This window comes from Microbacterium pasadenense (genome assembly GCF_047246565.1).
Taxonomy (GTDB): Bacteria; Actinomycetota; Actinomycetes; order Actinomycetales; family Microbacteriaceae; genus Microbacterium.
Genome location: NZ_JBFOKN010000001.1, coordinates 464914 through 477579 on the forward strand (window position 1 = coordinate 464914; position 12666 = coordinate 477579).

General features: G+C 72.2%; 12 protein-coding genes and 1 pseudogene. 6 read left to right on the forward strand and 7 right to left on the reverse strand.

The window, feature by feature from the left end; genetic code table 11:
• Positions 1-70: 70 nt before the first annotated feature.
• The 6 genes from AB3M83_RS02255 to AB3M83_RS02280 all read right to left on the reverse strand — a co-directional run bounded on the left by AB3M83_RS02255 (position 71) and on the right by AB3M83_RS02280 (position 6203).
• Positions 71-1615, reverse strand: a complete 1545-nt coding sequence (locus AB3M83_RS02255; protein ID WP_412944780.1) for an APC family permease — start codon at positions 1613-1615, stop codon at positions 71-73.
• An 89-nt stretch (positions 1616-1704) separates the two neighbouring features.
• On the reverse strand, positions 1705-2499 hold the full coding sequence (locus AB3M83_RS02260; protein ID WP_412944782.1) for an energy-coupling factor transporter transmembrane component T family protein: 795 nt from the start codon (positions 2497-2499) through the stop codon (positions 1705-1707).
• Entirely contained in the window at positions 2496-4265 is a 1770-nt protein-coding gene (locus AB3M83_RS02265) for an ABC transporter ATP-binding protein (RefSeq protein WP_412944783.1), read from the reverse strand. Before AB3M83_RS02265 ends, AB3M83_RS02260 begins: the two co-directional genes overlap by 4 nt.
• Positions 4262-4840, reverse strand: a complete 579-nt coding sequence (locus AB3M83_RS02270) for an ECF transporter S component (RefSeq protein WP_412944784.1) — start codon at positions 4838-4840, stop codon at positions 4262-4264. Before AB3M83_RS02270 ends, AB3M83_RS02265 begins: the two co-directional genes overlap by 4 nt.
• 86 nt (positions 4841-4926) lie before the next feature.
• Complete coding sequence (locus tag AB3M83_RS02275) at positions 4927-5898, reverse strand: pirin family protein (RefSeq protein WP_412944785.1); 972 nt, start codon at positions 5896-5898, stop codon at positions 4927-4929.
• On the reverse strand, positions 5895-6203 hold the full coding sequence (locus tag AB3M83_RS02280) for a GNAT family N-acetyltransferase (protein ID WP_412944786.1): 309 nt from the start codon (positions 6201-6203) through the stop codon (positions 5895-5897). Before AB3M83_RS02280 ends, AB3M83_RS02275 begins: the two co-directional genes overlap by 4 nt.
• Positions 6204-6384: 181 nt before the next feature.
• Here AB3M83_RS02280 and AB3M83_RS02285 point away from each other — a divergent pair, with 181 nt between their 5' ends.
• The 3 genes from AB3M83_RS02285 to AB3M83_RS02295 are packed head-to-tail and all read left to right on the forward strand — an operon-like array spanning position 6385 to position 10128.
• Entirely contained in the window at positions 6385-8664 is a 2280-nt protein-coding gene (locus AB3M83_RS02285; protein ID WP_412944787.1) for a carbon starvation CstA family protein, read from the forward strand.
• An 11-nt stretch (positions 8665-8675) separates the two neighbouring features.
• The gene (locus tag AB3M83_RS02290; protein WP_412944788.1) at positions 8676-8915 is read left to right on the forward strand and encodes a YbdD/YjiX family protein; all 240 of its coding nucleotides are present in this window, start codon (positions 8676-8678) and stop codon (positions 8913-8915) included.
• Between the two features lie 25 nt (positions 8916-8940).
• Positions 8941-10128 (forward strand): sensor histidine kinase, encoded by a 1188-nt coding sequence (locus tag AB3M83_RS02295; RefSeq protein WP_412944789.1) that lies wholly within the window; start codon positions 8941-8943, stop codon positions 10126-10128.
• On the opposite strand, the pseudogene AB3M83_RS02300 reads toward AB3M83_RS02295, so the two are convergent.
• Positions 10104-10172: pseudogene (locus tag AB3M83_RS02300) on the reverse strand (hypothetical protein); the annotation flags it as partial. The gene AB3M83_RS02295 and the pseudogene AB3M83_RS02300 sit on opposite strands and share 25 nt — an antisense overlap.
• On the opposite strand from AB3M83_RS02300, the gene AB3M83_RS02305 reads away from it, so the two are divergent.
• Genes AB3M83_RS02305 through AB3M83_RS02315 form a run of 3 tightly spaced genes read left to right on the forward strand, consistent with a single transcriptional unit; the run spans position 10149 to position 12657 of the window.
• Positions 10149-10844: a LytR/AlgR family response regulator transcription factor gene (locus AB3M83_RS02305; RefSeq protein ID WP_412945958.1), complete on the forward strand. Its 696-nt coding sequence runs from the start codon at positions 10149-10151 to the stop codon at positions 10842-10844. The pseudogene AB3M83_RS02300 and the gene AB3M83_RS02305 overlap by 24 nt on opposite strands.
• Complete coding sequence (locus tag AB3M83_RS02310; RefSeq protein ID WP_412944790.1) at positions 10841-11203, forward strand: heavy metal transporter; 363 nt, start codon at positions 10841-10843, stop codon at positions 11201-11203. Before AB3M83_RS02305 ends, AB3M83_RS02310 begins: the two co-directional genes overlap by 4 nt.
• Entirely contained in the window at positions 11200-12657 is a 1458-nt protein-coding gene (locus AB3M83_RS02315; protein WP_412944791.1) for a sodium/solute symporter, read from the forward strand. The genes AB3M83_RS02310 and AB3M83_RS02315 overlap by 4 nt, the downstream gene beginning before the upstream one ends.
• The last annotated feature ends 9 nt before the right edge of the window (positions 12658-12666 follow it).

The window sequence follows — 12666 nt, forward strand, 5'->3', positions numbered from 1 at the left end:
GCGCGTTCGACAGCAACCGGCGCGCTCGGGCGGGTACGGATGGCCGCGTCAGCCGGCCGGCGCCGTCGGATCAGAGGCCGCCGTCGACGGAGCGCGGCAGGGAGCCCGGCTCGTCGGGGACCATGATCGGCGTCTCGCGGTTGAGGCTCTCGCCGCGGAAGAACCGCTTCGCGCGGGGGAAGAAGAACCAGGCCGCCATCAGCACGACGCCGAGGCCGAGAGCGCCGATGCCGACGACGAAGGTGGACCCGACACCGAGCAGGGTGCCGGAGTAGCCGTAGTCGGGATCGAGCATGTCGACGGCCGACTGGATGAACGCATACGTCAGCATGAGCGCGCCGACCAGCGGGAACAGGCCCCGGTACACGAGGTTGCGTCCCGAGGTGAACAGGTCCTTCCGGAAGTACCAGACGCACGCGTAGCCCGTGATGGCGTAGTAGAAGGCGATCGCGAGCCCGAGCGAGAGGATCGTGTCCTGCAGGATCGCATCGCTGATCGAGGTCATCACGACGTAGTAGACGGTCGCGACGACGCCCATCACGAGGGTCGAGAACGACGGCGTCTTGTACTGCGGGTGCACGTCCTTGAACTTCGCCGGAAGCGCGCGGTACACCCCCATCGCGAGCGTCCCCCGCGCGGTCGGGAGGATCGTCGTCTGCGTCGACGAGACGGCCGAGATCAGGACGGCGACCACGAGCAGCCACCCCCAGGGGCCGAGCAGGCCGTCACGGATGGCGAGGAAGAAGTCGTCGGCGTTGTCCGCGTTCCCGAGCCCCACTCCGCTCTCGCCGATGCCGGCGTACATCATGGCGGCGATCGTGACGGTGACGTAGGTGACCAGCAGGAGGACGCAGGTCAGCAGCGCGGCAAGACCCGGGATGCGCTTGGGGTCCCTGGTCTCCTCGTTGAGGGCGAGGCACGTGTCCCAGCCCCAGTAGATGAACAGCGCGAGCAGGATCGCCTCGACGAATCCGCCCCACTCCGCGAACGCGAACGGGTTCATCCACTCCCAGTCGAAGGGCGTCGGGTTGGGCGCGGTGCCCGTGAAGAACTGCGCGAGGGCGGCGATCACGAACACGGCCAGCGCGAGGTACTGGAGGGCGAGGAGGATGTTCTGCAGCCGCTCGCCGATCTCGACACCGCGCCACGACACCCAGGTCATCGCCGCGATGAACAGGACCGCGACGAGGACGATGCGCCAGTCGTTCGGGGCGTCGAACTCCTGGCCGAGGAGCGCCCAGAAGTACACCGAGCCGATCTGGGCGAGGTTGGCCAGGACCACCATGCCGGCGACGGCGACGCCCCAGCCGCCCATCCAGCCCACCCATGGACCGAATGCCTTCGTCGCCCACGTGAAGGTGGTGCCGCAGTCCGGGACGTCGTTGTTCAGCTCGCGGTAGGCGAAGGCGATGAGCAGCATCGGGATGAACGCGACGATGAAGGCGATGGGCGCCTGCCCCCCGACGGCGAGCACGACGTATCCGAGTGTCGCGACGAGCGAGTAGACCGGTGCCGTCGAGGCCAGCCCGATCACGGTCGAGCCCCACAGGCCGAGCGTGCCGGTGGCCAGCCCCTTGCCGTCCGGACGGGTCAGGTGAATGGGTGTCGTCGCCACGGCGTCCTCCTGCGGGAAAGGCGATTCTGAACCCCGCGGGTCGGGTGGTGCGCGGACGCGTCAGCGCCGCAGCGGTGCGGGAAGTGGCCTCACCATAGCACCGCCGAGATCCCGGCGGAGAGGACCCACATGGCCAGCGTGAAGAGCGTGTCGCGCCGGCGCCAGGGGAGGAGATGGCGCTCGGTCCGGGTGTCGTGCGCACCGAATGCGCGCGCGTCCATCGCCAGCGCCACGCGCTCGGCGTGCCGGATCGCGCCGGCGAGCAGCGGCACGATGTAACCCCACCATCGCGCGGCCGCGGCGACGGGCCCGCGACCGATCGCCGCGCCGCGGACGCGGTGGGCCTGCCGGATGATCTCGAGCTCGTATCCGAAGCGCGGCACGAAGCGGAAGGCCGCGAGCGCCGTGTAGCCGATCCGGTACGGCAGGCGCAGCTGCTGCACGAGCGCCCGGACGAGGTCGGCCCCCGTCGTCGTCACGCCGGCGATCAGTGCGAGCGCCAGGATCGCGACGAGCCGTGCTCCCGTCGCCATGCCGCTTTCCAGCGCCTCGACGGAGAGCGTCCAGCGACCGATCGAGAGCAGTGGCGTCGAGGCTCCGACCGATGCGGGGTCCGCCCACAGCGACAGCGCGATCCCGATGACGGCCGCGCCCACCGGCATCCCGACGAACATCAGCAGCGCGACCCGCCCGGTCACCCGAGAACCGGCCAGCACGAGCAGGTAGGACAGGACGAGGAAGGCGAGCGGCGTCGCGACATCGCGGACGAAGACCAGCAGCAGCATGGCCGGCAGCGGCCCGGCGAGCTTGGCGAGCGGACTGAGGCCGTCGAGGAAGCCGCGGGACGGCCGGGCATCGGCGTACGGATCGACGGGGGCGGTCATCCGCGCCGCCCGTCGAGGTCCGCGACCCTCGTGAGGCCGACGAGGGACGGATGCCGCGTGACTTCGCGCAGCGCCGTCACCAGCGGCGGTGGCCGCAGTCCCGCGCGCCGGAGCAGCCGGTCGTCGGCGAACACCTCCGCCGGCGGCGCGTCGGCCAGGACGCGGCCCCCGCCCAGCACGACGGCACGCGTGGCATGCTCGGCGACCAGCTGCATGTCGTGGGTGACGACGACGATCGTGGTCCCGGAGTCGTTGAGATCCTGCAGCAGGGCGAGCAGCTCCTCCGCCCGGGCGCGGTCCTGCCCGAACGTGGGCTCGTCGAGCGCGAGGATCGGCGCTCCGCCGACGAGGGCGGTCCCGACCGAGAGACGACGCTTCTGCCCGCCGGACAGCAGGAACGGGTGGACGTCGGCCTTCTGCTCGAGACCGAACCGCGCGAGCATGTCCATCGTGCGCGCGCGCACGTCGTCCTCGGGCAGACGCTGCAGCCGCAGGCCGTGCGCCAGCTCGTCGTAGACCGTGTGTGCGATGAACTGGTGCTCGGGGTTCTGGAACACGAATCCGATGCGGCTGGACAGGTCGCGCAGCCGCGTGCGCGCCGGGTCCGCTCCGGCGACGCGCACGGTTCCGCGCGGGGGCGGGAGGACGCCGGCGATCGCCTGGACGAGGCTCGTCTTGCCGGCGCCGTTCGCCCCGACGACGGCGGTGAACTCCCCGGCGGCGATGTCGAGGTCGATGCCGTGGAGCACTTCGTCGCGTCCCCGCCGCAGCGTGAGCCCGCGCACTTCGATCGCCGGCGCGGCGGCCTTACCCTGGGGGCGCCGCGGCCGCGACGTGGTCGACCCCCCGTCCGCCGGGCCGCTCGGGGCCCCCGCTGCAGCCGGAGCCGGAGTCGGGTCCGGAGGGGCCGGAGCCGCCGCGGCGTCCAGCGCGGCGGTCAGCTCGGCGGGAGTGAGCGGCATCCGTTCCATCGACCACCCGGCCCGGCGCAGCGCCAGGGCGGCGACGGTCGACACCGGCAGCCAGACCCCCATCGCGTGCAGCCGCTCGGCGTGCCCGCGCAGGACCTCGTCGACTCCGCCCACGACGACCGTGCGACCGGCGGCGTCGAGGACGACCACGCGATCGGTCAGCTCCACCGCCGCGTCGAGGTTGTGCTCGACGAGCAGGATCGACCGGCCGTCGGCGGCCACGGCGCGCAACGCGTCGTAGACGTCCTCGATCCCCGCCGGATCGAGGTTCGCGGTGGGTTCGTCGAGGACGAGGAGGTCGGACCCCATCGCGAGTGCGGCGGCGATCGCGAGCCGCTGCTTTCCGCCACCGGAGAGCCGGTCGGGGTTCTCGGCCCGCCGCTCCCACAGCCCGACCTGCCGCAGGGCGCGCTCGGTGCGGGCCAGGACCTCGTGCACCGGCAGCCGCAGGTTCTCGGGTCCGAAGGCCACGTCGTCGAACACCGTCCCGGTGATGAGCTGGGCGTCCGGATCCTGGAACACCATCCCGACCGACCGCGCGAGCGTCGCGACCGGCGTGGTGGCGGCATCCTGCCCGGCCACGGCGACCGACCCCGTGACGGTGGCGGCGATCGACTGCGGGATCAGCCCGTTCACGGCCAGCGCGAGCGTCGACTTGCCCGAGCCGCTCGGCCCGAGCAGCAGCACGACCTCGCCCGCGGCGACGTCGAAGGTGGCGGATGCCGGCACCGCCGCATCCGCGCCGTCGTGGGTGATCCCGACGTCGCGCAGCTGCAGGAGCGGCGGTGACGTCACCGGCCGGCGGCAGCGCGCGGAACGGGATCGGGCGCGCGGCGGGCGACTCCGGCGCGCCGCAGGCTCGCCCCGACGCCCAGCCCGACGGCCGTCCACGCGACCGGTCCGAGGAAGGAGATCGCGATGTAGACGATCTGCGCCCACAGCGCGAGCTTGCCGAGGTCGGCGGCGAGGAAGACGACCACGGCGACGGCGCCGCCGATGACGACGGCGGAGACGAAGAACCGCCACGCGCCCCAGGTCCGATACCGGGTGAGGGCGGCGACGCCCTCCTGGATCGCCCCGAACAGGAGCGCGGTGCCGACGAAGCGGACCATCCACGCCGGATTGAACGCGCTCGCGACGAGAGCCGCGAGGAGGTGCGTCGTGAGCGCGACCAGCGGCAGCCGGAACACCTGCTGCGCGATGATGCCGGGCAGGACGTGCGAGCCGAGGACGAGCCCGTACGCGAACGGCGCCACGATGAGGACGACCGGGGTCAGGAGGCCTGCGATGCCCCCGACGATGCCCGTGGCGACCCCGAGCGCCGCGCAGACGAGAAGCACGCGCGTGGAGAGGGGTCCGTGTCGGGGCACTCTGCCAGCGTATCGGCGGACGCTCGCGGGCGGACGGCCACGGCCGTGCAAAAAGCGACGGGGCGGCCGTCGGCCGTGCGGCGATGTCAGGGCCGGCGGCGCCGCCTCGTCAGCCGGACGGTCGGCATCGGCGGGGCGGGGATCCGCTCGTCGCCGTGGGCCACCACGTGCCCGAAGCGCGGGCTGCCCGCCTCCCAGTCCTCGCGGGCGGCGACGATCTCGTCGTGACTGCGGCCGACGAAGTTCCACCACATGACGATGTCGTCCTCGAACGGCTCGCCGCCGAGGAGGAACACCGTCGCATCCGTGTCGGCTGCGATCTCCACGCCCTCGCGCCCGACGCCGAGGTAGAGGAGATCGTTCGCGGGGACGGCGACGGGAGCGGGATCGCTCACGACGAGCGGCGCACCGTCGACGCCCACGATCGCGTGCTCCCAGCGCGGGTCGAGCGGCAGGGTCACCCGAGTTCCCGCGGGCACGAAGACCTCGGCCCCCACGATGGGCGTGTGCATGACCGCCGGAGAGGACACCTCGCCGAAGTGCCCGACGAGGACGACGGCGGCGGCGCCGCCGCCCAGATCCACGATCGGCAGGTCGACGTGGCGCTCGAAGCCCGGTTCGCCGTGGCGGCGGGACTCGGGGAGTGCCACCCACAGCTGCAGCGCGTCGGTCTCGACGGGGTCGTCGCCGACCGAGTACTCCGAGTGCGAGATGCCCGCGCCGCTCGTCATGATGTTGAGCTGCCCGCGGGCGATGACGACGTCCGACCCGATCGCGTCCCGGTGACGGGTCTGCCCCGCGAACGGCCATGTCACCGTCTGCAGTCCGATGTGCGGATGCGGCTCGACGCGCATCGTCGTCACCTGCGGGCCGAATCGATCGAGGAAGCACCACGCTCCGACCATGGGGAGCTCGCGCTGCGGCAGCGCGCGACTCACCTTCATCCCCCGCACGCCGCCGAGCGGCACCTCCCGCGCATGGAGCAGCAGCGAGCGCGGTGCGTCGCCGGCGACGGGGCGCTCGACGGTCTCGGTGGCCTCGGCGTCGAGGCGGGTCACGGAGCTCTCCGCTCCGCCACGCTCAGCCCCTCGACCTCGTTCTCGTGCAGGTACTTCGCGACGCTCGGGCAGTCCGGGACGACCGTCTCGCCGGACGCGGCGAGATCCGCCAGCGCGCCGCCGATGAGGACGCCGCTCAGCCCGCGGCCGCGGAAAGCCGGGTCGATGACGGTGTGCGGCAGGACGGTCCTCCCCGTGTCGGCGTCGGGGATCGCGAGCGTGTATCCGGCGACGGTCTCGCCGACGAAGATCTCGTACCGGTTCCTCGCCGTGTTGCGTGCGACGCGGGTGTCGGTCTCGGCCATCGCGTCCCCCTCTCGTCGTGGCATCCAACCTACGACGCGGAGCGGCTGCGGGACCAGGAACGGATGCCGTTCGTCGCAGGTTCCCCGCCGCTCGGCGCAGCCGGAGCGTCGGCCCCGGCGCAGGCCGCGTCCGTCTTCGTAGCGTGAAGCGCACGCAAGGACGCGCACAGAAGGAGTTCCCATGTCTGCATCGTCGCGCCGTGGCAAGGACGTCACGCTCGACCCGGATGCCGGGCTCGCCCCGGATCCGTCGCTTCCCCCCGTCGCCCTCACCGAGGAGCAGAGAGCCGAGGACGGCCGCTGGACCCCGCTGAAGATCGCGGTCTGGGCGGTCATCGCGCTGCTCGGCGGCCTCGGCTGGACGATGCTCGCCATCGTGCGCGGCGAGACGGTCAACGCGATCTGGTTCGTGTTCGCCGCCGTCGCGACCTACCTGATCGGCTACCGGTTCTACTCGAAGGTCATCGAGAAGCACCTGCTGCGTCCGGACGACCGGCGCGCCACTCCCGCCGAGGTGAAGCAGGACGGCAAGGACTACGTTCCCACCGACCGTCGAGTGCTCTACGGACATCACTTCGCCGCCATCGCCGGCGCCGGTCCCCTGGTCGGCCCCGTGCTGGCCGCGCAGATGGGGTACCTGCCGGGCACGATCTGGATCATCGTCGGCGTCGTCCTCGCCGGCGCGGTGCAGGACTACACGGTGCTGTTCTTCTCGATGCGCCGCGGTGGCCGCACGATCGGGCAGATGGCGCGGCAGGAGCTCGGCCGGATCGGCGGCACCGCGGCGATCATCGCCTCGCTGCTGATCATGCTCATCATCGTCGCGATCCTCGCGCTCGTCGTCGTCAACGCCCTCGGTGAGAGCCCGTGGGGTGTCTTCTCCGTCGCGATGACGATCCCGATCGCCCTGTTCATGGGCGTGTACCTGCGCTTCCTGCGCCCGGGCAAGGTGACGGAGGTCTCCCTCATCGGGTTCGTCCTGCTGATGGCGGCGATCATCGGCGGCGGCTGGGTGGCCGACACCGCGTGGGGTCAGGACCTGTTCACGCTCGACCGCACCGTCATCGCGTGGGGCATCATCATCTACGGCTTCATCGCGGCGATCCTGCCGGTGTGGCTGCTGCTGGCCCCCCGCGACTACCTGTCGACCTTCATGAAGATCGGCGTCATCGTCATGCTCGCCGGGGCGATCGTGCTCGTGCGGCCTGAGATCACGGTCCCCGCGGTCACCACGTTCGGCCTCGAAGGCACCGGGCCCGTGTTCGCGGGTCCGCTGTTCCCGTTCCTGTTCGTGACGATCGCCTGCGGTGCCCTGTCGGGCTTCCACGCGCTCATCGCGTCGGGCACGACCCCGAAGCTCGTCGAGAAGGAGCGGCAGACCCGCTTCATCGGCTACGGCGGAATGATCATGGAGTCGTTCGTCGCGATCATGGCGCTCGTCGCCGCGATCTCGATCGATCAGGGGATCTACTTCGCGATGAACGCGTCGGCGGCGTCCACGGGCGGCACCGTCGAAGGCGCCGTCGCGTTCGTGAACAGCCTGGGTCTCACCGGAGCGCCGCTCACACCCGAGATGCTCACCGGCACGGCCGAGGCGGTCGGGGAGGAGACGATCGTCTCGCGCACCGGTGGTGCGCCGACTCTCGCGCTCGGACTGGCCCACATCATGCAGCAGGCGCTCGGCGGCCAGGCGCTGATGGCGTTCTGGTACCACTTCGCCATCATGTTCGAGGCGTTGTTCATCCTCACCGCCGTCGACGCCGGCACGCGTGTCGCGCGGTTCATGCTGCAGGACTCCATCGGCGCCTGGGTGCCGAAGTTCCGTGATGTCTCGTGGCGTCCGGGCGTCTGGATCACGACGGCGATCATGGTGGCCGGCTGGGGCGCGATCCTGATCCTCGGCGTCACCGACCCGCTCGGCGGCATCAACACGTTCTTCCCGCTCTTCGGCATCGCGAACCAGCTGCTCGCGGCCATCGCGCTCGCCGTCGTCATGGCGATCATCGCCAAGCGCGGGCCGAGCGTCGTCCGGTGGCTCTGGATCGTGGCCGCGCCGCTCGCCTTCGCGGCGGTGGTGACCATCACGGCATCCGCCTACAAGATCTTCTCGCCGAACCCGGCGATCGGATACTGGGCGAACCACTTCCGCTACCGAGACGCCCTCGCGGCGGGCGACACGACGCTCGGCACGCCCCAGGTCATGGACGCCGTGATCCGCAACACGTTCGTCCAGGGCACCCTGTCGATCGTGTTCGTGGTGCTCGCGATCGTCGTCATCATCGCGGCGGTCATCGTCTCGATCGGCGCCATCCGCCGTGGCGGAGGCGAGAACTCGGAGGACGCCCCGGTGGCCTCGCGCCGGTTCGCGCCGGCGGGCTTCATCGGCACGCCCGCCGAGCGTGCGCTCGAGAAGGAATGGGAGCCGATCCTCGCCGACGAACGCGCGGCGACGCGGCATTGAGGACCCGGATCATGACCACATCGACGGATGCCGGGGCCGGATCCCCGCTGCGCACGGCGATCGCCCTGGTGCTCCGGGCCGGCCGCGGCATCCGCTGGTACATGACCACCCTCATGGGCGACAGCGCCTACGCCACCTACGTCGCGCACCAGCGGCGGACCCACCCCGGGTCGGAGCCGCTCACCGAGCGGGAGTTCTGGCGCCAGAAGATGGACGACCAGGACCGCAACCCGGGGGCCCGGTGCTGCTGAGTCCCCGGGATCTAGGCTCGACGCCATGAATGATGCCGTCGTCCTCGCCGCAGTGCTCGGCGCGGTCGGCGGCATCGTCCTGTCGGCGCTGCTGATGCTCGTCCGCCGGTACGCCCGCGGACCTGGCGGGCTCGGCAGCGAGGCCGAGGAGGCGACGTACCGCGCCCTGCACCAGGCGAGCCTCGCGGCCCCGTATCTGCGCGGCGGGCTGGGCACACCCGACGTGGCCCGGGCGGCACGCCACCTGCGGGCGGTGCTCGGCAGCTCGGCGGTCATGCTCGTCGTCGGGGACACCGTGGTGGCACGTGACGGGCAGACCGACGGACTGGATGCGGCGGCGCTCCGGATCGCCGCGCGGGTCGGCGAGAGCGGCAAGCGACAGGTCTTCCCGCGCACCGACGGCGGCGACGGCCTCGAGGCGGTCGGGGCACCGGTGCGCGTCGACGGAGAGGTCGTCGGCGTGCTCGTCGCGTTCGCGGCGCCGGTGCGGGCCGCGCTGGTGCGGGCGGCCGGGGAGGTCGCCGACTGGTGCGCGGCGCAGGCGACGCTCGGCGAGCTGGACGCGTCGCGCGCTGCGCTCGCCGAGGCCGAGCTGCGCGCGCTCCGGGCGCAGATCTCGCCGCACTTCATCTACAACGCGCTCACCGCGATCGCCTCGTTCATCTCGACGGACCCGCCGCGGGCGCGCGAGCTCGTGCTCGAGTTCGCCGACTTCACGCGGTACTCGTTCCGGCGCCAGGGCGAGTTCACCACGCTGGCCGAGGAGCTCCGCAGCATCCATTCGTACCTCGAGCTCGAGCGCGCCCGCTTCGGTGAGCGGCTGTCGGTGACGCTCCGCATCTCGCCCGAGACGCTCGCCACCGTCATCCCGTTCCTGTCGGTGCAGCCACTCGTCGAGAACGCCGTCCGGCACGGGCTCGAACCCGGCGAGGGCGGTGGGGTGATCCGGATCGTCTCGACGGATGCCGCGACCCACACCGAGATCACGGTGGAGGATGATGGTGCCGGGATGGACCCGGACGAGCTGCGGACCCTCCTCGCGCGGCCCGCGGACGGTGCGCACGTGGGCCTGAGCAACGTCGACACGCGCCTGCGTCAGCTCTACGGCCCGGAGGGCGGCCTCGTCGTCGAGACCAACACCGGCGCCGGCACCCTGGTGCGGATGCGCATCCCCAAGTCCCAGCCGCATCATGATTCCGCGGAGGTGAGGTGAGCGCCATGATCGACGTCCTCGTGGCAGACGACGAGCGGCCCGCGCTCGACGAGCTCGCGATGATGCTGCGCGCCGATGACCGGATCGGCACGGTTCTGACCGCGTCATCGGGCGCCGAGGCGCTGCGCCTGCTCACGGAGCGACCCGTCGAGGCGGCGTTCCTCGACATCCACATGCCGGGGCTCTCGGGGCTCGAGCTCGCGGGAGCGATGCGCGCACTGGCGACGCCTCCCGCAGTCGTCTTCGTCACCGCCGACGATGCCCACGCTGTCGACGCGTTCGAGCTGCGCGCCCTGGACTACCTGCTCAAGCCGGTCCGCTCCGACCGGCTGCGCCGCGCCGTCGACCGGGTGGTGGAGCTGGAGCGCCCCGCGGACCCGGACGAGGTCCTGCCGGTCACGGTCGGGTCGACGGTGCGGTTCGTGCACCGCAGCGACGTGCGGTGGGTGCGGGCCGAGGGCGACTACACGCGGCTGCACACCGAACCCGACGCCGGGCACCTCGTCCGCATCCCGATCTCCGAGCTCGAGGACCGGTGGACGGATGCCGGCTTCGTCCGCATCCACCGGTCGTACCTCGTGCGCGTGGCATCCGTCACCGAGGTCCGCCTCGGCGGCGCCGAGCCCTTCGTCGCAGTGGGGGACACGATGCTGCCCGTCAGTCGTCGCCTGCTGCCCGCCGTGCGCGAGGCCATGACGCGGCGGGGCGCACCGTGACGCGGGAGCGCGTCAGGGTCACCGCCGGCAGCGGACGCTCCGGCGCACCCACCCGGGGCATCGCCCTGCCGGGGTCGCCGGTCGACGACGTCGACGCGGCGTACGCCCGGGCGCTGCGCCGGTCGCAGCTGCGTCTCGCGGTCGGCACGCTGCTGGGCTTCGTCATCGTGGTCGCCGCCCTCGTCGGCGTGATCGTGCTCATCCCCGAGCTCGACACCATCACGGTGTGGAGCGTGCCGGTCTCCTGGCTGCTGCAGGCGTTCGCGTTCTATCCGGTGATCGCCGGGTTCGCGCTCCTGTACGCGCACGGCGCGAACCGCAACGAGCGCCGCTACCGCGCGCTGCGGGACGACGAGTGAACGCGCTGCTCGACCTCGTCGCGGTGGCGTTCGTCATCACGGCGACGGCGCTCATCGGCGTGTACGGGCTGCGGATCTCGCGCACGACGAGCGACTTCTTCGTGGCATCCCGGACCGTCCGCCCGGTCTGGAACGCCTCCGCCATCAGCGGCGAGTACCTCTCCGCGGGGACGTTCCTCGGCCTCTCGGGCCTCGTCCTGCTCAACGGCGCCGAGGGATTCTGGTTCCCCATCGGCTACGCCGCCGGGTACCTGCTGGTGCTGCTGTTCGTCGCGGCGCCGCTGCGGCGGAGCGGGGCGTACACGATCCCCGACTTCATCGAGGCGCGGCTGGATTCGCGGCGGGCCCGGCGCGTGACGAGCGCCGTGTGCCTCCTGATCGGGTGGCTCTACATCGTGCCGCAGCTGCACGGGGCCGGCATCACGCTGCAGGTCGTCGCCGGCATCCCGCCCTGGGTCGGCGCGGTGCTGGTCGCGGTGCTCGTCGCGGCCGCGGCGGCCGCCGGCGGCATGCGCGCCATCACGTACGTGCAGGCGTTCCAGTACTGGCTGAAGCTCACGGCGCTGCTCGTCCCGGCCGTGCTGATCCTGTTCGCGGTGAACGGCGGGGCGTACGACATCGACCCGGTCGTCGTCTTCCCCGCGACGGCGGGGCCGTCGGCGCTGGACGCCTACGCGGCGGGCTCGCTGCTGCTCGCCCTGCTGCTCGGGACGATGGGCCTGCCGCACGTGCTGGTGCGGTTCTACACGAGTCCGACGGGGGAGTCGGCCCGCCGGACGACCGTCCTCGTGATCGTGATGGTGAGCGTCTTCTACGCGGTCTCGAGCATCATCGCCCTCCTCGCCCGCGTCGTCGCCCCCGACCTCGCGGTCCCCGGGGTCGCGGACACGGTCGCGCTGGTGCTGCCGGCCCGGGTGTTCCCGGGCCTCGCCGGCGAGCTGCTGACGGCGCTCGTCGTGGCGGGCGCCTTCGCGGCGTTCCTCGCCACGTCGGCGGGGCTCACCGTGTCGCTCGCCGGCGTCGTCAGCCAGGACGTGTTCAGCGGCTCCGTACGGTCGTTCCGGCTGTCGGCGGTCATCTGCGCGGCGGTGCCGCTCGGTTTCGCGCTGCTCACCGCGCCGGCGGGCCTCGGCGCGTCGGTCGGTCTGGTCTTCGTGTTCGCGGCATCCAGCCTCTCGCCCGTCCTGCTGCTCGGCGTCTGGTGGCGGCGGCTCACGGCGCGGGGAGCCGTCGCCGGGATGGCGACGGGCGCGCTCGCGTGCGGCCTCGCGCTGCTCGTCCACGCCGCCGTCGGCGGGGTCGGCATGGCGGCGCCGCTCCTCGCCCAGCCGGCGGCCTGGACGATCCCCCTCGCCACCGCGGTCACGGTGCTCGTGTCGCTGACGGATCGGCACGGCCCGCCCGTGCGCGCCGGGGCGTATCTCGCGCGGCTGCACACCCCCGACCGCGTCTGAGCGCCGGCG